The 23,673-nt window shown below is 71.0% G+C and carries 5 protein-coding genes; all 5 read right to left on the minus strand.

Annotated elements, in window-relative coordinates; genetic code table 11:
- Nucleotides 1-12 precede the first annotated feature (12 nt).
- Entirely contained in the window at nucleotides 13-1,335 is a 1,323-nt protein-coding gene (locus ACFWSK_RS01855) for a diaminobutyrate--2-oxoglutarate transaminase (protein ID WP_383780551.1), read from the minus strand.
- Nucleotides 1,332-5,912: an amino acid adenylation domain-containing protein gene (locus tag ACFWSK_RS01860; protein WP_383780554.1), complete on the minus strand. Its 4,581-nt coding sequence runs from the start codon at nucleotides 5,910-5,912 to the stop codon at nucleotides 1,332-1,334. Before ACFWSK_RS01860 ends, ACFWSK_RS01855 begins: the two co-directional genes overlap by 4 nt.
- On the minus strand, nucleotides 5,912-20,788 hold the full coding sequence (locus tag ACFWSK_RS01865) for an amino acid adenylation domain-containing protein (protein WP_383780557.1): 14,877 nt from the start codon (nucleotides 20,786-20,788) through the stop codon (nucleotides 5,912-5,914). The genes ACFWSK_RS01860 and ACFWSK_RS01865 overlap by 1 nt, the downstream gene beginning before the upstream one ends.
- A gap of 204 nt (nucleotides 20,789-20,992) precedes the next feature.
- Nucleotides 20,993-22,375: a serine hydroxymethyltransferase gene (gene glyA / locus ACFWSK_RS01870; RefSeq protein WP_383780560.1), complete on the minus strand. Its 1,383-nt coding sequence runs from the start codon at nucleotides 22,373-22,375 to the stop codon at nucleotides 20,993-20,995.
- Nucleotides 22,376-22,399: 24 nt separating this feature from the next.
- Nucleotides 22,400-23,314 carry a TauD/TfdA family dioxygenase gene (locus tag ACFWSK_RS01875; RefSeq protein ID WP_383780562.1) on the minus strand — a complete coding sequence of 305 codons (915 nt, stop codon included), beginning with the start codon at nucleotides 23,312-23,314 and terminating at the stop codon, nucleotides 22,400-22,402.
- Nucleotides 23,315-23,673: the final 359 nt, after the last annotated feature.

The following is a 23,673-nucleotide window of genomic DNA, read 5'->3' on the forward strand; positions in this document are numbered from 1 at the left end:
GTTCCTCCTGGTCTAGATGTTCTCGGCGAGGGAAATGCTTGAGGCTTCAGGGAGGGGCGCGTGGGAAAGGAGGGACCGAAGCGTTGCGTGGACAAGCTCGCAGCCGCGCGTCAACGCGTCAAGGTCCATGTTCAGAGCGGGCAGCAGCTTGAGGACCGCCTTGCCGCGACCGGTCGACTCCACGATCAGACCGCGCTCGAAGCACTCGGTGACCACGGCGCTCGCCAGGGCCCTTCCGCCGACGGCGGTCAGGTCGATGCCCACGGCGTGGCCCTCGCAGCGGACCTCGACGCCGGGCAGGGTGTTCTTCTCCCAGAACGTGCGCAGCAGCTCGGCGCCCGCCGCGGCGTGGGTCACGAACTCCGGTGTCCGCCACAGGTCGAGGGCCGCGCAGGCGGCGACGAAGGCGAGCTGGTTGCCGCGGAACGTGCCCGGGTGGTCGCCGACGTCCCACGCGTCCAGACCTTCGCCGATGAGCAGGAGCGACATCGGCAGCCCCAGGCCGCTGATCGACTTGGAGACGGTGATCAGATCCGGAACGATCCCCGCCTGCTCGAAGGAGAAGAACCCGCCGGTCCGGCCGCAGCCGGCCTGGATCTCGTCGGCGATCAGCACGATGCCGTACGCGTCGCAGAGTTCGCGCAGCCGTCGCAGATCCGCGTCGGGGATGCGGTAGACACCGCCCTCCATCTGGACGACTTCGAGGATCACGGCCGCGGGCAGTTCGACGCCCGACAGATCGTCGGTCAGGAACCGCTCCAGCAGGGCGACGCTCGGGAACGGGCCGCCCGGTCCCACAGGGAAGGGCAGGAAGGTCACTTCGTCGAGCGGTATGCCCGCGGCCTTGCGCAGGGTGAGGTCCGAGGTCGCCGCGAGGCTGCCCCGGCTGACCCCGTGGTACGAACCGGAGAAGGCGATGACCTTCGACCGCCCGGTGTGCTTGCGCGCCAGTTTGAGGGCCGCCTCGACGGCGTCCGTGCCCGTACTGCCGCAGAACTGCACGCGGTGCCGCAGACCGCGCGGTTCCAGCACCTCCCGGCAGAAGCGCTCCAGGAAGTCACGCTTGGCCGGGGTGTAGAAGTCGAGCGCGTGCACCAGCCCGTCCTGCGACAGGTAGTCGACCACCTGCCGCTTGATGTGCTCGTGGTTGTGGCCGTAGTTGAGGGCGCCGGCTCCGGCGAAGAAGTCCAGGTACGCCCTGCCGTTCTGGTCGACGACCGTGCTGCCCCGCGCCGAGGACAGGACGGCGGGAAACACGCGGCAGTACGAGCGGGTGTTGGATTCGCGCTCATCGAACACCTGCGTGGGGTCGGCTACGGCCGCGAGTTCGGTCATCGGGAGGCTCCAGTCAGATGGTGGGGAGGGCGGACCTGCCCCGGGGTGGACGCAGGTGTGCGGGCCATGGCGCCCAGCAGTGCGAGGTAGTCGTCGAGCAGCCGCCCGGCTTCGGAGTCACTCAGGCGATCGCCGTAGTACGAGAGCACGATGCGGGACTCGGCATCGTCGGTGACGTCGAGGCGCAGGGAGAACTCGGTCTGGTTGCGGGTGCCGTCGCTCTCGGCACCCGGCTCCCCGGCCGACTCCTGCTGGGCGCGCAGGGCCGACGAGACCGGATAGTTGGCGACGACGACCACCGAGTCGAACAGCGGGCCGTCGTCCGTGCCCATCCGCTGAAGAACCCCGGTGTCCACCGACGTCCGCTCGGCGCCCTCGACCCGGGCGAGCTGGAAGCGGTCGAGCAGGTCCGCAAGCGGCTCGTCCCAGTCGACGGCGACCCGTACGGGTAGAGCGGCGATGAAGAGTCCGACCGCACGCTCCACACCTTCGTACGCGCGGTCGCGGCCTGCCGACACGACGCCGACGGTGACATCGGCCCGCTCCAGGCGCGCCGCGGCGAGCAGGGCCCAGCCCGCGCACACCCACGTCGAGAACGTGTGCCCGTGCTCCGCGGCGCGTGCCCGCAACGCCTCGCCCACAGACGGCTCCAGGCGCGCCGCCACCCGCGCGAACCGCGAGGGGCCGAGCAGGCCGGGCGCGGCGGCCAGCCGGGCCGAGGGCGCCCCCGCCAGCTGTTGCCGCCAGAACGCGGTGTCCTTCTCCAGGTCCGACTCGTCACCGAGAACGCCGAGTTCCACGACCGGCGGGAGCTGGGCCTGCTGACCCTGGACGGTGGCGAGGTAGATCTCCAGCAGTTCGTCGAGGAGCACCAGGTTGGACCAGCCGTCGGCCAGCAGATAGCTCTGGACCTGCCCCATCCACCACGAGGACGGACCACGGACCAGCCACACCCGCCACAGCGGGGCAGCGGCCACGTCGACGGGGTGGGAACGCTCGCTCTCCAGATGGCCGATCAGCTCGTCGGCGAGCGTGCGCTCCTCGCGGTCGCTCCAGTCGAGCACCTCGACGGCAGGCTCCACGTCTTCCGCCACCACACGCAGCCAGGTGCCGTCCTCCGCGCGCCGGAAGCCGGTGCGCAGACAGGCGTGACGTCGCGAGAGCCGGCGCCAGGCGTCCGTGAAGGCATCCGGATCGACGGCGAAGGGCAGCTGGGTCGTCGACTGCATCCGGTACAGGCCCGGAACCGGTTCGGTCTCCAGCACCGTCAACATGTGGCGCTGGCTGGGCGTCGCCACGGGGCGGGTGTCCCGCGGCCGCGCGCGGGGCGGTTCGGCGGCGGCGGGGGCGCCGGCCTCGTCGAGTGCCTTCGCCAGGGTCTCGATCGTCTGATGGGAGAAGACCATGCGCGGGGTGATGGTCAGCCCCGCCCGGCGGGCGGCGCTCACCATCCGGATGACCGCGATGGAGTTGCCGCCGAGCGAGAAGAAGCCCGCGTCTACCGGGACCTCGTCGATGCCCAGCACCTCGCGCCACAGGGTCACGAGCGTCCGCTCGGTGCCGCTCTCCGCTCCGCGTCCGCGGCGGGCCGCGGCCACCGGGGCGGGCAGCGCACTCCGGTTGATCTTCCCGTTGCTCGTCAGCGGGAAGGCGTCCAGCCGGACGAAGGCCGCGGGGACCATGTGCCGCGGCAGGCGCGTCGCCAGGGCCCGTTCGAGCTCGTCGTCGCTCGGCACCTCGGCGCCGGGCGTGGAGACGACGTACGCCACGAGGGTCTTGGCCCCGTCGCGTGCCCCGTGGGCCGCCACCAGGCAGGAACCCCCGTCGAGCAGGTCGCGGAGCGCCGCCTCGATCTCTCCGGTCTCGACCCGATATCCGTTGATCTTGATCTGGAAGTCGATGCGACCGAGGAGTTCGAGATCGCCGTCCGGCATCCACCGGGCGCGGTCGCCCGTGCGGTACATCCGCGCTCCGGGAGCGGCGGCGAACGGATCGGGAAGGAAGCGCTCGGCGCTCAGCCGGGCCCGGTTGTGGTAGCCCCAGCCCACGCCCGTACCACCGAGGTACAGCTCGCCGGCGACGCCGACGGGCAGCGGGGACAGCGTCGAATCGAGGACGTACGCGGTCTGGTTGGCCATCGGGGCGCCGTAGGGGATGCTCCGGCGGAGCGGGTCGACGCGCTCGATCACATGGATCGTCGAGTCCATCGAGACCTCGGTGGCCCCGCCCATGCTGACCACCTGCGCGCCCTCGCTCAGATGCCCGCGTGCCCGGGCCGGGAGCGCCAGCGGAATCCAGTCGCCGCCGAGCAGCACCAGCCGGATCGGCAGGCGGCCGCCGGACAGGGCCTCCGCCTCCTCGATCAGCAGTCCGAACAGTGCGGGGACGGAGTGCCAGACCGTGACGCCCTCGCGCTCGATCGCCTGGATCCAGCGATCCGGCGAGCGTTCGTCGTCGGGCGTCGGGAAGACGAGCGTCGCACCCGCCATGAGCGTGCCGAACACGTCGTACGCACTCATGTCGAAGGCCAGCGCCGACACACCGAAGACCCGGTCGCCGGGTCCGACGCCGAAGCGCCGGTTGAAGTCGGTGAAGTTGTTGACACGGCCCCGGTGATCGAGCAGAACGCCCTTGGGCAGGCCCGTCGAACCCGAGGTGTAGATCAGATACAGCAGGTCCTCGGGCCGCACCTCGACGGAGGGACGCGACACGGGGGAGGAAGCGGCGGACGCGATCTCGACGGCCGTCACCTCGGCGCCCGGGCCCCCGACGACCGCCGCGCCGCCGATGACGAAGCGCGCGCCCGAGTCGGCCAGCATCCACTGCAGGCGCTCCTGCGGATAGGCCGGGTCGAGCGGGACGTATCCCGCGCCGATCTTGGCGATGGCGAGCTGGGCGACGACGAGGTCGATCCCGCGCTCCAGACACACACCGATGCGTTCGTGGCGGCCGCAGCCCCGAGCGAGCAGGGTGTGGCCGAGCTGGTTGGCGCGGGCGTCGAGCTCGCCGTACGTGACGGTGTCCTCGCCGCACACGACGGCCACGGCGCCGGGCGCGCGGTCCGCCCACTCCTCGAACAGGCCGTGCGCGGTCGCTGCGGAGGGGAACTCCTGCTCCGTACGGTTCCACGTGCCGATCACCAGCTCACGTTCGGCCGGCGTCAACATGTCCACCTCGTCCACCAGCAGCCCGGGGCGCGCGCACAGGCTCTCCAACAGGTTCCGGTAGTGCCCGAGCAGGCGCTGGGCCCCCTCGTCGTCGAGCACCGACGCGTCGAATTCGAGCGACACCATCACGTCGTCGTCCGCGACCGCACAGGACAGGTCCAGGGGGAACTTCGCCGTGCTGGAGTGCAGATGGGCGGGGGACAGGGTCAGCCCCGGCAGACGCAGTTCGTGACCGGGCGCGTTGTTGAACACGAACATGGCCTCGAAGAGGGGACTGCCGGCCAGCGAACGCCGCGGAGCGAGCCCGTCGACGAGCACGTCGAAGGGCACCTGGTGCTCGCGTGCCCACAGCGACTGCCGCGTCACCCCTGCGAGCACGTCCGAGAGGGCCGCCCCTGGCGCCACGTCCGCGACCACCGGCACGGTGTTGGCGAAGTAGCCGATCAGCGGGTCGGTCTGGCGGCCGCGGTTCGCCATGACCGTACCGATGGCGAACCTGGACGTGTCGGTGTAGCGGTGCAGCAGCACGGCGTACGCAGTCAGCATCACGTTGAACACCGTCGTACGCCGCGCGTCGGCCACCCGCTGGAGCGCGTGGCCGAGCCCGCCGTCCCAATGACGGCGGACACGGTTGCCCGTCCGCGCCGTGTCCGGGTCCGCGCTCGGCGACAGCGCGAGGGGGCTGGCCCCGGCCATCCGCTCACGCCACTGGCCGACGAGAGCGTCGTAGTCCTCGGGCTCCCGCCCCCGCTCGTGCGCCGCCGCGTCCGCGTAGTCGATGCCGAGCGCGGGCAGCCGAGGCTCGCGCGCCGAGCGCGCGGCGTCGTACAGCTCGGCGAGATCCTCCAGCAGCACGCCCACCGACCAGGCGTCGGTCGCGATGTGGTGGACGACCAGGACCAGCAGGTGGTCATCGGCCGCGATACGGAACAGGCGCCCGCGCACGACCGGCCCGGAGTGCAGATCGAGCGGCGCCGCCGCCTCGCGCTGTGCCGCGGCGAACGCGGCCTCCTCGTCCGCCGCTTCCTCCACCGGCAGCGCGACGGGCGCGGCAGGCTCGACGAGCTGCTCCAGGCCGCTGTCCTCACGCCTGCGGTAGACGGTGCGCAGGATGGCGTGCCGGGCCACGATGCCGTCGAGCGCCGCCCGCAGGGCGGGCACCTCCAGATCGCCCCGGAGCCGCAGACCGTAGGGGACGTTGTACAGCGGCTGCCCGTCCGCCAGCGATTCGGCGACCCACAGCTGCTCCTGCCCCCGCGAGAGCGGTGCCGGCAGCGCCGGGTCGCGTCGCTGGATCATCCGGCCGGCGGCCCGCTTCCTGCCCCGGGCCAGCAGCAGCGAAGCCAGCAGCTCGCGCTTGGCGTCGGACAGGTTCTCCAACGAATCCTGTCCCGTGTCGGTGTGCGCCATCACGCGTTCCCCTCGTCATCGGAAGCGAGCAGCGCACGCGCCTCGTCGTCGCTCACTCCGGCGAGGAGTGCTTCGAGTTCGAGCCGGTCCGCCTCGCTGAGGCTCTGCAGTTGCATCTGGTCGAGTGCGGTGGCGATGCTCCGTACTGTCGCCTCCTCGAAGACGGTGCGCAGCGGCAGTTCGGTATCCGTCCGCGCGGCCAGCTCTGACACCAGACGGGTGGCGAGCAGCGAGTGACCGCCGAGCGCGAAGAAGTCGTCCAGGGCGCCGACGGCCGGTGTGCCGAGCAGTTCCCCGAAGAGCGAGGCGACGAGCCGTTCGGTCGGTGTGACGAGCTCCTCGAAGTGCCTGCGCACCCGCTCGACCACCATGTCCTCCCCTTGCAGGGCGGCCCGGTCGACCTTGCCGTTGGGGGTACGCGGAAGGCGGTCGACGAACACATAGCCACTGGGGACCATGTACTTCGGCAGACGCGCGCCGAGAGCGGCGGCGACCACGGCCGGATCGCGTTCACTGCCCGCGAGACACCCGATCAGCGTGGCCTCCCCGTCCAGGTCGCGCAGGACGACGGCCGCCTCGCTCACCCCGGCCAGGTCGCACAGGGCCGTCTCCACCTCACCGGCCTCGATCCGGAAACCGCGGACCTTGAGCTGGTCGTCGAAACGGCCGAGGAACTCCAGCCGTCCGTCGCGCAGCAGTCGGGCCCGGTCACCCGTGCGGTAGCGCCGTGCGCCGGGGCGTGCGGAGTACGGGTCGGGGACGAAACGCTCCGCGGTCGCCCGCGGGTCCCCGAGATAGCCGCGCCCCACGGCGGGGCCGCCGATGGCGAGCTCGCCGGACACCCCGAACGGTACGGACCGGCCCGCCTCGTCGACGACATGACTGGTGACACCCGCGACGGGGCGGCCGATCGTGACCGCCCGGTCGGCGGGCTGCGGCGCGAGGACGGCGAGGTGGGTGTCGTCCGAACACTCCGCCGGACCGTACGCGTTGACCAGCGGGATGCCGGGGAAGCGGCGCAGCCACCGGGCGCACAGGTCCGGCGGCAGCGCCTCACCGGTCGCGATCAGGAAGCGCAGCGACCGCAGGTCCTCCTCATCGGCCTGATCGAGCAGGGCCCTGATCATGCCGGGGACGAGTTGCAGCACGGTGACGTCCCGCTCCCGCACCAGGGTGGTCAGCGCCCCGGCGTCACGGCTGGTCTCGTCGCGGCTGACGACCGCGGTGGCTCCGCGCATCACGGCGACGAGCATCTGCCACACCGAGATGTCGAACGACTGCGAGGCCGTCTGCGCGATGACGTCGTCCTGGGACAGCTCCAGCTCGTGGGCCATCAGCTCCAGGTGGTTGAGCAGACCGGCCTGTTCGATCTCGACGCCCTTGGGCTCCCCGGTCGTCCCCGAGGTGAAGATGACGTAGGCGCGCTGACGGGCAGGGGACGGGTGCAGCCCCAGCGCCGGCGCCCCGTCCGCGGGTGCGGCCTCGTCGAGGACCAGATGGGCGCTGTCGTGGGCGCAGGTACCGAGCAGAGCGGCCACACGCGCCGTCTGCTCGTCGTCGGTCACCGCGACGACCCCGCCCAGCCGCTCCAGCATCGCGGCGATCCGCCGGTCGGGAACGGCCGGGGCGACCGGGACGTACGTCGCCCCGATCTCGCCGCAGGCCAGGGCCGCGACGATGTACTGCGCGGAACGCTCCGCGCACACCATCACCGCTGGCTCGGGCGTGGTGGCCGCGCCGGACAACCGCCCGGCAAGCGCCGCCACACGGTCGCGCAGCTCGCGGTAGCTCCAGACGCGGTCGCCGTCGATCACGGCCGGAGCGTTGGGCGTCAGCCGCGACCAGCGCTCCAGCGCCTCGGACGTGGCCGGCGGTGCGAAGGCGTCCGGACCGGTGGCCAGCGCGTCCTGCGCCGTGGCCTCGGCCTCCGGCCGGATCTCCAGTCCGGCCACCGTGGTCCGCGGATCGTCGACGATGCCGGCCAGCAGCGCCTCGAAGTGGTCGAGGAGCTGCTCGCCCGCCTCCGCGTCGAACAGGTCCGCGTTCAACTCCAGCATCGCGTGCAGGCCGTCCGCGTCCTCGGCCAGGTCGAGACTGACGTCGAACTTGGCGGTACTGGTGGGGGCGTGCAGCCGCTCCAGCTTGAGCTCGCCGAGGTCGATCTCCGAGTACGGCGCGTTGTGGAGCGTGAACATCACCTGGAACAGCGGGCTCATGCTGAGATCACGGTGGGGCTGCAACGCGTCCACGACACGGTCGAAGGGCACGTCCTGGTTGGCGTAGGCCGCCAGGGTCGTCGTGCGCACGCTGTCCAGCAGATCCGCGAAGGTGTCCTCGCCCGACAGCCGGTTGCGGAACACGATCGTGTTCACGAAGAACCCGACCACGTCCTCGATCTCGACCGAACGCGTCGACACCGGAGTGGCGACGGCGATGTCCCCGGCCCCGCTGTACCGGTGCAACTGGCAGTTGAACGCGGCGAGCAGCGTCATGAACAGCGTCGCGTTGTGCTCGCGGCCGATCCGGCGGACCCCGTCCACCAGCTCGGCGGAGATGACACGGCGCACGGTCCTGCCCCGGTTGGTCATCGTCGCCGGCCGGGACAGCTGCGCCGGGAACTCCAGCAGCGACGGCGGCTCGGCGAGGGTCTCACGCCAGAAGTCGAGCTGGGCGTCGTAGTCACCCTGCTCGACCCGGGCCCGCTGCCAGCTCGACCAGTCGGCGTACTGGACGTCCAGCGCCGGCAGCGGGGAGGCCATGCCCTGGCACCGGGCCCGGTAGAGCGCGGCGAAGTCGCGTACGACTATCTGGAGGCCCCAGCCGTCGGCCACCACGTGGTGGACGGTGAGGACGACGACATGGTCCTCGGCGGAGACGCGGATCAGGGTCGCACGCTCCAGTGGGGCCCGGCCGAGGTCGAAGCGGGTCTTCGCCGCCTCCTCGACGCAGTCCTGCCAGCGCCGCTCGACCGTCTCCTGGGGCTCGTCGCTCAGGTCGACGAAGTCGAGGGGCATGGTCATGCCCGCGCCGTCCTCGACGATCTGGTGGACCATCCCCTCGTCCATGACGAACCGCGTACGCAGCACCTCGTGCCGCTGGACGAGTTCGTCCAGCGTCCCGGACAGCGCCACCCTGTCGAGCGGGCCGCGCATCCGCACGACCGTGGCGCTGTTGTAGGCACCCGTGTCACCTTCGAGCTGGTCGAGGATCCACAGCCGCTCCTGCCCGTACGACGAGGGGAGCGGGCCGCTGCGCGGCAGCACGGGGATCGGCTCGGACGGCTTCGCGCCACCCGCCAACGAGTCGATGTGCGCGGCCAGTTGCCGGACCGTCTGCTTCTCGAAAAGCGTGCGCAGCGCGATCTCGCAGCCGAACACCCGGCGGACGCGCGAGACGACCTGCGTCGCCATCAGGGAGTGACCGCCCAGGTTGAAGAAGTTGTCGTCGGGCAGCACGCGGGGACCACCCAGCACGTCCTGCCACACACCGGCTACCAGCTCCTCGGTGGGGGACGCCACCGCCTGCTGACCCTCCTCGTGCGTTCCCGGCAGGCTGGACGGCTCGGGGAGCGCCGCCCGGTCGATCTTGCGGTTGGGCGTCAGCGGGAACGCGTCCAGCGGTACGACGGAGGAGGGCACCATGTACGCCGGGAGGCGCGTACCCACGGCGGCCCTGACGTCGTGGCCGGCGACCTTGGCCCCGGGCTTCGTCACCATGTAGGCGATCAGTGTGGTCTCACCGCTCGCGTCCTCCCGTGCGACCACGAGGGCGTCCTGCACGCCGGGCACCGTACGCATCGCCCGCTGGACTTCGTCCATTTCGACGCGATAGCCGCGGATCTTGACCTGGTTGTCGGCCCGTCCGAGCGAGGTCACGGACCCGTCGGGCAGGTACCTGCCGAGGTCGCCCGTGCGGTACACACGGTCGTCCGCGCTGTCGGTGAACGGCCCCTTGAGGAACTTGGCGGCGCTGAGCTCCGGGTCGTGGGCGTAGCCGAGCGCCAGGTGCGGGGAGCGGATGACGATCTCGCCCGCCTCGCCGATGCCCACCGGGTTGCCCGCCTCGTTGAGCACGAGGAGCTGGACGTCCTTCATGCCGCGTCCGAGCGGATAGGTCACCCCCGGGTCCTCGTCGGCGGTTCCGTCGGCCGCGGGCACCACGAAGTAGCCGACCGCCCGCTGCGACTCGGTGGAGCCGTACAGGTTGACGCAGGTCGCCGAGCCCGCCATACGGGTGATGGCCCGCACGTCACGGCTGGTCAGCGCGTCACCGAGGAAGAACACCCGCTCCAGCCACGGCATGGTGCCCGGCGCGATCGTCAGCTGGTCGAACAGCCTGGCCATCGGCGGGGTCAGGTGGCTCACCGAGATCTGCTGCGTGCGGAACCACTGCGCGAGCCGTCCCGGCGTCTCCACGTCCACCTGGGCGGGGACACAGATCGTCGCCCCCGTCACCAGCGGGGTGAACACCTCGCGGTGCAGCGGGTCGTGGCTGATCCCGGAGAGCATGCTGTAGCGGTCGGTGTCACGGAGCCCGAAGGTCTCGGTCATCCACGGAACGAAGTGCGTCAGGGAGCCGTGCGAGCCCCGGATGCCCTTCGGTTTGCCGGTGGACCCGGAGGTGAAGGCGATGTACGCACAGTCCCTCGGTCCCACCGCGACGGCCTCCGGCGGCTCCAGGCCCTGCGGCAGCAGATGCCGCGCGTCGTCGAGATTCGCCGGGAGCTCGAAGCGGCACCGCAGCCCGTGCTCCTGAAGGGCGCTCTCCACGGCGAGCGGCACGGCCCCGGCGCTCTCCAGTTGCAGGAAGGCGGTGGGCCGGGCCACGGCCAGGCAGTCGGCGATGCGGTGAGCGGGGTAGCTGGGGTCGAGGATGGCGAACGAGGCGCCGGTCCGCATGACGGAGAGGATCGCCCACACGAGCGATGCGCAACGCTCGCCGTAGATGGCGACCACGTCACCCTTCGCCACACCGTTCCGCGTGAGGATGCCGGCCAGCGCCGAGGTGCCCCGTGCGAGGTCCCCGTAGGTGAGGTCCTGTCCGGGCTCACTGATCGCGGTGCGCCGCGGCTCGCGCGCCGCCCAGTCCTCGAACTGCTCGACGACGGAACCGAACCAGGTCGCGTCCAGCGGTTCCGTCGGGTCGGGCAGCCGGCGCCGTGCCTCCGGCGTGTCCAGCCGCAGGGAGTCGATCGGCTGCCCGCTGTCGGCGACGGCCTGTTCCAGGACGCGGACCCACTGGGCGAGCAGCTCGTTCATCGCCGGCTCGTCGAACCGGTCGGCGGCGTACACGAGGTCGAGCGAGAAGGCCGTCCCCGCGGCCTCCACGTAGAAGGTCAGATCGAACTTCGCGCCCAGGTCGGGCACGGAGAACGAGCTGACCTCCAGACCCGGCAACTCGGCCTTCCGCCGCGGGATGTTGAGCATGTTGAGGTAGACCTGGAACAGCGGCGTCGTGGTCAGATCACGCTCGGGGGCGAGCTTCCCGACCAGCGTCTCGAACGGCACGTCCTGGTGCTCGTACGCGTCGAGCGTCGTCGCGCGGACGCGGCCCAGCAGCTCGGCGAAGGAGGGGTTCTCGGAGAGATCGGCGCGCAGCACCATCGAGTTGATGAAGAAGCCGATGAGGTCTTCCACCTCGCGGTGGCGGCGCCCGGCGATCGGTACGCCGATCCCGAAGTCGCGCTGACCGGCGAGGCGGCCGAGCGTGACCTGAAGCGCCGCGGCCAGCACCATGAAGCTCGTCGCACCGGAACCGGTGGCGAGCCGCTCGATGCCCGAGCGCAGCGCGGCGGGGATCTCCGCCCGCACACGGTGACCGCGCGCGGTCACCGGCTCCGCACTCCTGCGGGCCATCGGCAGTGTGAGCCTGGGCAGGCCGTCGAGCTGCTCGCACCAGTACGCGACGGAACCGTCGAGACCGCCCGAGTCCAACTGGTGGCGCTGCCACCGGGCGAACTGTTCGTAGGTCACGTCCAGCGGCGGCAGCGGAGCGATCGGCTCCCGGCTCACCTCGTCCGCGTAGAAGTGCGTCAGATCCCGCTTGAGGATCTCCATCGACCAGCCGTCACCGACGATGTGATGCAGCGTCAGAACCAGTACCGCGTCGTCCTGCCCGATCTCCAGCAGCCGTACACGCAACAGCGGGCCGGTCGCCAGATCCATCGGGGTCGTCGCTTCGCGCGCCACGACGTCCATGGCCTCGGCGGCGCGCTGCTCGACGGTGGCGCCGGTGAGAATCGACCGGGACAGGTGGACGTCGACGTGGTCGAGGGTGCGCTGCGTCAGTGCGTCGCCGGTGTCGGCCAGGGTGGTGCGCAGCGTCGTGTGCCGCTCCACGAGACGTGTGACGGCGCGTTGCAGCGCGCCCTCGTCCAGGGCCCCGGAGAGCCGGATCGCGCCCGCCAGGTGGTAGAGGCCACTGGAGGCGTCCGGCTGCCCCGAGCCCCGTTCGAGCTCTTCGAGGATCCACAGCCGTTCCTGCATGAGGGACAGCGGTGCGTCGTCGCCACGGGCGTGGGCCGCGATGGCACCCGTCGCGGTGCCCGGCACGGCGCGCTCGCACAGAGCGGCGTAGTCGCGCAGCACCGGCGCCTCGAACAGGGCCCGGAGCGGTATGTCGCGGCCCAGCTCCTCACCCACCCGTGAGGTGATCACCGTGGCGAGCAGGGAGTGCCCGCCGACCGCGAAGAAGTCGTCGCTGCTTCCGATCGTCGCGAGGTCCAGCACCTCGGACCAGATACGGCCGACGGCGCGCTCGGTGTCCGTTTCGAGCCGGGTGAACCCGCCGCTGACGTAGTCGTCCCGCTGCGGACGGCCGAACCGGCCGATGTCGGCCTTGCCACCGGGCAGGCGCGGCAGCTCCGGGCGTACGACGAAGGCGGCCGGCACCATGTGGGCGGGCAGCGCCGCCGTGCAGCGCTGCGCGAACACCGCCGGGGTCAGCGCCGGATCGGCGGCCTCGACGTAGGCCACCAGCACCCCGTCCATCCGCCTCACCACCGCTTCGGACACCCCGGCGTCCGCCAGCAGGACGGACTCGATCTCCGCGGGCTCGATCCGGTAGCCACGCAGTTTGACCTGGCTGTCGGAACGGCCGCAGTAGTCCAGCGTTCCGTCGGCGCGCAGGCGTACGAGGTCGCCCGTCCGGTACATCCGTGCACCGGGAACACCCGAGAACGGGTCCGGCAGGAAGTGCGCGGCCGTCAGCGCGGGCCGGTTGTGGTAGCCGAGGGCCAGACCGGCGCCGCCGACGTGGAGTTCACCGATCGCGCCCGTCACCACCGGACGCAGACCGGAGTCGAGGATGTGGGCGGTGGCGCCCGGCAGGACCGACCCCAGCGATACGGGACGGTCCGGCAGGCAGTCGGACGCCGTGACCGCGACCGTCCCCTCGGTCGGCCCGTACGCGTTGACGAAGCGGCGGCCCGGCTGCCAGCGTGCGATCAGGTCGCTGCGGGCCGCCTCACCGCCCGAGACGAGGGTTTCGAGCCGGGGCAGCGCCCGCTCGGGGAGCGAGGCGATCACCGAAGGCGGCAGCAGACAGACCGTGACCGCGCGATCCTCCAGGACCCGCGCCAGGGTCTCGCCCACCAGGGCGTGGTCCCGCGCGACGACGCACAGCGTGCCGCCCGACGCCAGGGTCGGGAAGATCTCCCACACGGAGGCGTCGAAGCTCATGCTGGCGAACTGGAGCATCCGCGATGCGGCGGTGATGCCGAAGCAACCGGCCTGCGTGACAGCCAGGTTGGCGAGGCTGCGGTGCGAGATCAGGACCCCCTTGGGGCGGCCCGTGGAGCCGGAGGTGTACATCAGATACGCGGCCGAACCGGGCAGGGCGTCGGGCAGCGCATGCGCCACCGGGGGACCGCTGAGCGCGTCCTCGACGAGCTCACGGGTCACCGTTCCGAGCGCGCCGGAGTCGGCGAGCATGAACTCCCTGCGCTCCGCCGGGTACGCGGGGTCGATCGGCAGGTACGCCGCACCGCACCGCTGTACGGCGAGTACGGCGAGCACGGCCTCGACGGACGGCTCCACCGCCACGGCGACCACATCACCCGGGGCGACCGCGAACTGCCGGGCGATGACTCGGGCGAGCCGCTCGACCTGCGCGCGTACCTCCCCGTACGTCATCGTGCGCGCGTCGCTCTCCAGGGCGGCCGCTCCGGCGTGTGCCTCGGCCACCCGCTCGAACCGGTCCCAGAAGGTGTCGTCCCGCTCGGCCGCCGTCTGTGCGCCGAGGACGCCGAGGACGTCGGCGGCGGCGTCCGCGGCGTCCGTTCCCGACGGCCAGTGCGTGAGAACGGCTGCCGCCCCGGGCGTCGAGATAGCGTGATCCGGCTCGTGCGCCATCGCCCGCGCCGTCTCGGCGAAGAGCCGAGCGATGTGCTGGGCCGACTCCGGCAGGAACAGGTCCGTGTTGTACTCCAGCCACCCCGTCAGCGCGCCCCCGGCGTCCGTGATCTCGAACGTCAGGTCCGTCTTGGCGGTGCCGGTGTACAGCGGAGCCGTCTCCACCCGCAGGCCGGGAATGGCCGGCGAGGGCAGCGCTCCGCTGCGGACGTCGAGGATCGCCTGGAAGACCGGACTACGGCTCGGATCACGGTCGTGGCCGACGGCCTCCACGATCGCGGAGAACGGCACCCAGTTCCACGCCTTGGCCTCCAGCGTCCTGGAACGCGCCCGGTCGATGAGCTTCCGGGCGCTGTCACCGCCCGCTGCCTCGATGCACAGCGGGACGGTGTTCACGAAGAAACCGACGACGTCGTCGAACGCCCCGTCGTCCGGGCGGTTGGCGTCGGGCACACCGATGACGACCCGCTCCTGGCCTGACAGTCGCGACAGCGTCGAGGCCATGCACGCCGAGAGCGCCATGAACACGGTGGCCTGCTGCTCCCGCGCGAGACCCCGCAGCAGCGCGGAGTCCTCGGGGCTCAGCACCAGGGGAACCCGGGCACCGGTGAAGGTCTGGAGGGCGGGCCGGGGCCGGTCGACCGGCAGGTCCAGCGCGCGCGGGGCGTCGCTCAGATGCCGCGTCCAGAACTCCAGCCCACGCCGCCCCTCCTCGGAGTCCAGCCGGGCGCTCTCGTCGGCGGCCCACTGCGCGCAGTCGTACGTGAGCGCGGGCGCCACCTCGTCCTCGCCCCGTGTGCGGCGGGCGTACAGCTCCGCCAGCTCACCCGCGATGATCTCCATGGACCGGCCGTCGGAGACGATGTGGTGGAAGGCGAGCAGCAGGGCGGACTCGTCGTCCGCGAACTCCACGAGGGCCGCGCGGACGAGCGGCGGCTCGTCGAGGGCGAACGCCTGGCCGGCGTACGCGGCGGCGAGCGAGGTCAGCTCCGACTCGCGCAGCGCCGGGGCGACCGCGGTCCGGTCGACGAGGTCGAAGGGGCATGTCAGGCCGTCCCCGACGAAGGAAACCGGTGTGCCGCCCTCGTCCCGGAAGCCGGTCCGCAGCGCGGAGTGCCGGGCCACGATCGTGTCCAGGGCGCTCTTCAGGACGCCGCGGTCGAGCACGCCGTACAGCCGCAGCACGCCGGGCACCACATAGGCGCTGGAGCCGGGGGCGAACTTCTCCAGGAACCACAGGCGGCGCTGTCCGAGGGACATGCGCGGCTCGGTCGTGCCGCCCGGTTCCGGCGCCCGTCGGGCGGGGGCCACGTCCGCCGGAGCCAGTTCGGATAGCCGCGCCGCCTGGGCGCGGACGGTCACCGACTCGAAGAACATGCGCAGCGGCGGCTTGACGCCGAACTCCTTGCGGACCCGCGTATTGAGGTCGGCCGCGCGCAAGGAGTGCCCGCCGAGCGCGAAGAAGTCGTCGTCGAGACCGACTCCCGCGACATCGAGCACCTCGCGCCAGACGGCCGCGAGCCTGCTCTCCACCGGGGTCATCGCCGCGGACTCGCCCGACTGGGCCGCCGCGTGCGCGCGCTCCCGGACCGCCTCGGCGTCGACCTTGCCGTTCGAGGTGAGCGGGATGTGGTCCAGCACGAGCAGGCGGGTCGGAACCATGTAGCTCGGGAGCTCCTGGTGCAGCCAGTCGCGCAGCCGCCCGATGTCGACGCCGTCGCCCGTGACGGCGGCGATCAGCTCCGTCTCGCCCGACGCACGCGAGGCCACGACCGCGGCCTCCGCGACCTCGGGATGGCGGCGCAGCGCCACGTCGACCTCGCCGAGCTCGATGCGGTAGCCGCGGACCTTGACCTGCTGGTCGGCCCGCCCGATGTAGCGGAGTTCGCCGTCGCCGGACCGGCGTACGAGGTCGCCCGTCGCGTACAGCCTGCGGCCGGGCTCCGAGGTGAAGGGGTCGGGGACGAACCGCTCCGCCGTCCTGCGCGGCGCCGAGGCGTACCCCCGTCCGACACCCACGCCACCGATGTACGCCTCGCCCACCACCCCGTCGGCCACGGGTTCGAGCGCGGCGTCCAGTACATGGATGACCGCGTCCGTCATATCGGCACCGACGGAGATGTCGCGGGCGCCGGTGACCCTGCCGGACTCGGGACCCAGCAGGGCCACCGTCGAGCAGACCGTGGTCTCGGTCGTTCCCCAGCGGTTGTACAGGGAGACGTGCGCACGGTCCGCGGCGAACCACTGGGCGAGCTTGTCGGGGTGTGCCGCCTCGCCGCCGATGAGGATGGAGCGCAGGGCCGGCGGAACCGCGATCCCGCTGTCGAGGGCGGTGACCAGGACGTGGAAGAAGGCCGTGGGAATGTCGACCAGGGTGAGCCGCTGCTCCTCGCACCAGGTCCAGAAGTGCTCCGGCGAGTCCAGCACCGCCTCGTCGCGCAGCACGAGCGTCGCTCCCGTGATCCAGGTGGAGAAGATCTCTTCCAGGCACGGGTCGAAGGTCAGGGGCGCGAACTGCAGCACCCGGTCTCCGGCGGCGACGTCGAACGCGTCCAGGAAGGACCGCAGATAGCTCAGCAGCGAACGGTGCTCGATCTGGACGCCCTTGGGCCGCCCGGTCGAGCCGGAGGTGAAGATGACGTACGCGAGGCTGTTCCCGCCGACAGCCGGCTCGGGCCGGTCGACGGGCGTGAGCACCCCGGTGCCGCCCTGCCCGTCGACGCGCAGCGTGGTGCCCAGCACGCCGGCGAGCTCGGCGGTCGCCCCGTGGCAGAGGATGCGCGCGCACCGCGCGTCGCCGACCATGTCGGCGAGGCGGGGCTGCGGCAGACCAGGGTCCAGGGGGACGAACGCGGCCCCCGACTTCATGACGGCCAGCATCGCGATGACGAGTTCGGGGGAGCGCCGCAGACAAAGGCCCACGGTGTCCTCGGGCCCCAGACCCTGCTGCCGCAACGCGTGCGCGAGACGGTTCGCCTCGGCTTCCACCTGGGCGTAGGAGAGTTCGAGGTCACCGGACACGAGCGCGAGCGCGTCGGGCGTACGGTCGGCCGTCGCCTCGAAGAGCTCGTGGACCGAGGTGATCCCCGGCACGGTCCGCGCCGGGACGTCTGCCCGGGCGAGCGACTGCGCCGCCCCGGCGAGGCGCAGCGCGCCGACCGGAGCCTCGCGACGGGACGCGATCTGGCCGAGCAGGTCGACGTACTGCCGCGCCAGCTGCTCGGCGAACGCCGGGTCGAAGCGGTCCGCGCGCACCAGCAGATGGGCGAGCAGCGCGTCGTCGACGGGAACGGCGTGCAGCGTGATGTCGAACTGCGAGGCGAGCACACCGACCGGGAAGGGCTCCACGGTCAGGTCACCGAGCGCCGCGGACGACGCGCCGGCACCGAACAGCACGGAGGTGACATCGTGCCCGACGGCATTGTGCGGACGCTCGAAGACCACGGCCGCGTTGACGACGGCCGAGGCGTTGCCGCGCGCCCGCAGGAGCTCGACCAGCCGGCTGTACGGGAAGTGCTGGTGACTCAGCGACTCCCGCAGCTGCTGTCCGGTGCCGCGGATCAGTTCGGCGACGCTCGCGTGGGCCGAGGGCTCGGCGCGTACCGCGATCGTGTTGGCGAAATAGCCCAGCGTGTGACGGAAGCGGGCTTCCGGGCGGCCGGTCGTCGTGGCGCCGACGATGAACTCGCCGTCACCGCTGTGCGCGTCGACCAGGACCTCGAACGCCGCGAGCAGGACGGAGAAGAGTGTCGTCTCGCACTCCTTGGCGATCCGCTCCAGCTCGGCGAGGAGCTCCGGCGCGACCGTGACGCGGTGCTGCGCGACCCCCTTGTCGTGCTGCGGGCGCTCCTGGTACGGAAGGGTCGGGGCGTGAACTTCACCGGCCAGCAGATCGAGCCAGTAGCGCTCGTCGTCCTGCCACTGCGGCGAACGCTCGTAGTCCTGCTGCCAGCGCACGAACTCCTCGTAGCCGACCACCGGCGGCAACTGCGGGGTCTGCCCGGCGAGCAGGCTGCCGTAGACGCCCGCGAGCTCGTCGAGGAGAGTCACCACGGACCAGAAGTCGGTGATCGCGTGATGCTGCGCCAGCATCAGAACGGGGGAGCCGACTCCGGTGAACAGGCACGCACGGGCGACGTCACCCCCTTCGATGTCGAAGGGTTCGAGGGCACACGCGTCCGCCCGCGCATACAGCGCCGACTCCGCCAGACCGGCCAGATCACGGACGTCGAGCTCGAACGCGCCTTCCGGGTTGCTCCGTTGCTGCCTCCGACTGCCGTCGGTGCCGAAGTGCGAGGTCAGGATCGGGTGCCGCTCACCGAGGTGGCGTACCGCGGCCGCGAGGACGTCCAGGTCGACGGGATCGGCCAGCCGGACGGCGACGGACACGTTCTGCTGGCAGTCCGGGCCTTCGAGCTCGCGGATGAACAGCAGCGACTCCTGCCCTGCCGACAGCGGACCGGTGTGTGTCACACCTTCGGCCGCCGCACTGCGCGCGGACGGACGGGGCGCCAGCAGGAGCTGGGCGTCGATGGCGACCGCCACCTCGTGCAAGGTCGTCGGCCGCAGCAGGAGCGTCGGGTCGACGACGGTGCCCAGGTGCTCCTCGACGCGGAAGGCGAGCTCCACCGCGGCGAGGGAGTCCAGGTTCAGATCGGCGACGGTGGTGGCGCGCGGCAGGTCGCCACGCCGTCCGGCGGCGCGGCTCAGGGCGCGCTCGATCTCCTCGACCCGCTGGTCCTGCGGGAGCCGCACCAGCTCGGCGCGCGACGGGAACGCGAGGGTGAGGTCCCCGGCCGCCGGGCTGCCGGTCGCGGCCCGGCGGTACAACTCGCCCTCGACCAGACCGTCGACATACGCGGTGCGCCCGGCGAGGCGCTGGATCTTGCCGCTCGATGTCTTCGCCAGACTCCGCGGGCTCAGCAGAACGACGTCGGACACCGCCACGCCGTACTCGTCGAGCACCGCGGCGGCGATCGCGTCGGCGGCCCCGGCCAACTGCTCGGCGGGCGTGTCCGCCTTGACCTCATGGAGCACGACGCACTGTTCGCCGTCCTCCACCTCGACCGAGAACACGGCGCCGCAGCCGGGGCGCGCCCACGGCGTGGCGAGCAGCGCCGTCTCCTCGATGTCGTGGGCGTAGAGGTTACGGCCGCGGATCACCATCATTTCCTTGAGGCGGCCCGTGACGAAGAGCTGCTCGTCGCGCGTGAACCCGAGGTCGCCCGTGCGCAGGAAGGGGCGCTGTTCACCGGCGAGACGCGCCGTGAACGTGGCAGCCGTCGCCTCGTCGTCGCCCCAGTAGCCGGTGGCGACGGACGGACCGCTGACCCAGAGCTCTCCCACGCCGCCCGGCGCGACGCGCTTGCGTGTCTCGGGATCCACCACGACGAGCTCGTGTCCGGCGGCGACACGGCCGGAGGACACCACGTGGTCGCCGTCGGGGCTAGTCTCGGCAGTGCCCTTCTCCAGGGCCTGCCGGTCGATCCGGGCACGCTCCGCACCGTTGCCGCGACCGCTGCCCGATACGAAGAGGGTCGCCTCGGCGAGGCCGTAGCACGGCAGCAGCGAGGACGGGTCGAAGCCGCTGCCGGCGAAGGCGTCGGAGAACCGCTGCAGCGTGTGATGCCGGACGGGCTCCGCTCCGCAGAACGCCACCCGCCAGCCCGACAGGTCCAGGCCCGCCCGCTCGGCCTCGGTGCTCTTGTTTACGCAGAGGTCGAAGGCGAAGTTGGGCCCGCCGCTGACCGTCGCCCCGCGCGCCGCGATCGTCTCCAGCCAGCGCATGGGCCGGCGCATGAAGTCGAGCGGCGACATCAGGATGTTCGATATGCCGGAGAGCATGGGCTGCAGGACGCCGCCGAGGAGCCCCATGTCGTGGTAGAAGGGCAGCCACGAGACGGTGACGTCGTCGGTGGTCAGGCCGAAACTCTCCGCGATCGCACCGCCGTTGGACAGCAGGTTCGCGTGCGTCACGACGACGCCGCGCGGCGAGCCCGTGGACCCGGACGTGTACTGGAGGAGGGCGACCGACTCGGGAGCCAGCACCGGGGGACGCCACTCCTCGGCTCCGCCCAGCATCACCTGCTCCGTGACCAGCCACGGAAGCCGGGCCAACTCCGGTGCCTGACCGAACAGTTCGGCCGTGAATGCCTGCACAAGCTCCGTGGAGAGCACGATCTGCGCGTCGGAATTGTGGACGACCGCACGGAGCCGTGGCAGTGTGCGGGCGATACGCATCGGATCCGGCGGGTATACGGGAACGGCGACCATTCCGGCGTAGAGAGTCGCCAGGAACCCGACGACGAACAGTTCGCCGGGCGGATAGAGCAGCATGACCCGGGAGCCCGGTGCGGCTTCCTTGAGCAGGGCCGCCGCCACGGCGCGCGCACGCGCGTCGATTTCCAGAATGCTGAGCTTCGACTCGGTCCCCCCGCTCTCCGCGAGGAACTCGTAGGTTACGTCGGCGCCCCGCTCCCGTACATTGCGGCGGATTACGTCAACTACAGAGTGTTGTGTGTCCATGAACCGTTCTCGCATCGGCGTGGGCTCGGGAGCCGGGCTGGGGTGGGGGAGAGCGGGGAGCGCGACCAGGAGGATTCCGTGGCCGGGGATCGGTGCGGGGCCGGAATGATCACCGGCCCCGGGCCACCGGGCTCCCTCTGCTGACATTTCGGCCGGAGAAATCCGGCAGGAAGAACGGCGGCGTATCGACAGCCGCCGGCGGCCTCAGTACCCGGCGATGGGGCGGCGGCGGCACATTTCCTGGACTTCCTCCTGCGCGCGCGTCCGGACCGAAGGGTCGAGCGCGTACGTCGTGGGAGATGTGCTTTTCGTGGCGGAGAGAATCTCGACCACGAGGCCGGCGATCTCTGCGACATCCGCGCTGTCGAAAGCGCGTGCGGCCATGCTGTTGCTGCCGAAACGCACGCCCGATGTCACCCTGGCCGAGTGGGTGTCACCGACGATCCGGTTCTTGTTGACGAGAATGCCGCATTCTTCCAGGGCCTTCTCGGCATTGACACCCGTGATCCCGAAGGACGTGAGGACGTCGGCGACCACGATGTGGTTGTCCGTGCCTCCCGAAATAACGCGGATACCTCGCCGTATCAATGCGTCCGAGAGTTCTGCCGCGAGCGTGCGCACCCGGTGCATGGTCTCGGTGAACGCCGGAGTGCGGGCCGCGCCCAGGGCGTACGCCTTGGCGGCGATGCTGTTCACCACGGGCGCGCCCTGAATGAGCGGGAACACCCCGGCCTGCATGGTCTGTTCCAGCGTCCGGCCGCCCGGGAGCGTCATGTCCGCGGACTCCCCGAGGAGGATGAGTCCACCGCGGGGGCCGTACAGCTGCTTGTGCGTACACGTCGTCACCACATGCGCGTGCTCCATCGGGGACGGGTGCAGACCCGCGACGACCAGACCGGCGATGTGGGTGATGTCGGCGAGCAGGAACGCCCCGACCTCGTCGGCGATCGCCCGGAACGCCGCCCAGTCGATCGTACGGGGATAGGCGGTGGTGCCCGCGATGAGCAGCCGGGGGCGATGCTCCAGGGCCGCCGCCCGCACCTCGTCGTAGTCGATGAGCCCGTCGGGGCCGAGCCCGTAGCTGTGCGCAGTGAAGACGCGCCCGGAGGCGTTGACGGAGGCTCCGTGGCTGAGGTGGCCGCCGGCGTCGAGGTCGAGCCCCAGTATCGGGTCGCCCGGGCGCAGCAGTGCGGTCATGACGACCTGGTTGGCGGTGCTGGCCGAGTGCGGCTGGACATTGGCGTACCGGGCGCCGAAAGCGTCCTTCGCCCGGTCGATGGCGAGCTGTTCGACCTTGTCGACGTTCACGCACCCCGCGTGGAACCTCCGGCCCGGATACCCCTCCGCCGTGACGTTGGCGAAGAAGCTGCCTTCGGCGACCAGCGCCGCGGGCGTGACCGGGCTGCACGAGGCGACGAGCGCCAGTGTCTCCCGCTGCCGGTCGAGTTCGTCCCCGAGCAGTCCGTGCAGAACCGGGTCCGAGAGCTCCAGGGAATCGAGGGCCTGTCCGTAGAAGGAGGACAGGGAGGTGGGAGGAGCTGACGTTGCGGCCAGACCTGCGACGGGTTGGGGCACAGAAGGGTCCAAACTATGAGGGTGACGGAGGACTGCTCAGAAGTTCGGCCGCGACAACATCGCCGCGACCTTCCGGTTCGGGTCCTCGAAGCCGCGCCGCCCGTGCATGACGCGCCGGTTGTCGATCATCACGATGTCCCCGGCCTGCCACTCGATATCGACCGCCACCTGCTCGGTGGCGTCGAGCGCGTCCCAGCGGCAGTGCTGCGGTATGGGGGAGCCGTCTTCGAAGGTGACGATCGCGCCGGAACCCAAGTAGCTGTTGCACAGGGTGCGGGCGTCGGCATAGGGGGCCTGCGGCACGGCCGACACCGTGTAATTCCAGTTCAGATTCCCGGCGTCGTCGAAGTCGTACGCGAAGTCGTCGTATTCGGCGAACATCGCGTCGAGCTCCTCGCGGTCCGACGTCCCGAACACCCGCTCCTGGTGCTCGGGGCCTGTCGGGAACGGCAGCCGCCACGTCAGACGCCGTTCGTCGAAGAGATCACGCGTCTCTTTCGCGAGCCGGTTGTACGCTTCCACGCCGTCGTAGACCGTTGTGGCCCCGCCCGAACTGGCCGGCTGCACACAAAAGAACCACTGAAGGCCGGGGTGCAGCGGACAATAGCTCATTTCGGCGTGCGCGGGAATGGGGTTCCGATGCGCATCGACAAGGAGAACCGCACCGTCGTCTGTCAGTGTCTCGCGATTGGGATTCTGGTGGAAGTACAGCGTCGTGGAGAAGCGTTGAACCAGCTCACGGAAATCTTCGGCGTTCGCTTCGAATCCACGGAACAGCAGAGTTCCGTGATCTTTGAACAAGTCCGTGATGTCGGAGTGCGGGAGTTCAGTGAGGGGGAGGTCTCCCCTCTCGATGACCAGACCGTGATGCAGGGAAAGAGCGGAAGTCGAGAATGGTGCAGTAGTCATGTAGGTCCCACGTGTCCGATGGCTCTGACGTTCGATCACCACCGCCGGAGAGTATCGGCAGTCCGAGCCGCAGGGCAAGGTTTTCAGAAAGGTGTTTCCAGCCGCGCGGGGGAGTGGTTGCGCGTTGGATCACCTCATTCCCCGAAGCGCCGGTATGGTCCGATTTCGCCGCAACAGGCAGCGTTTTATTGACGACTTGACTGGACGCTCTTGTGCGTGATGTCGGGTTAATTCCCGTCTGGGTGCGTCCCCGCGATGGGCTGCGTGTGTCGCTGCCGGTGCCGTCGACTATCGATGCGAAAGTCAGCTGACGAGCCGTCACGATGGTTACGCACAGGGGTCTTTCGTGGACCGGTGAGTGATTCGTCCGCGAAGCCCCGCAGAGAGCATGGCCGCTTGGC

Source organism: Streptomyces sp. NPDC058620, assembly GCF_042717135.1.
Lineage (GTDB): Bacteria > Actinomycetota > Actinomycetes > Streptomycetales > Streptomycetaceae > Streptomyces.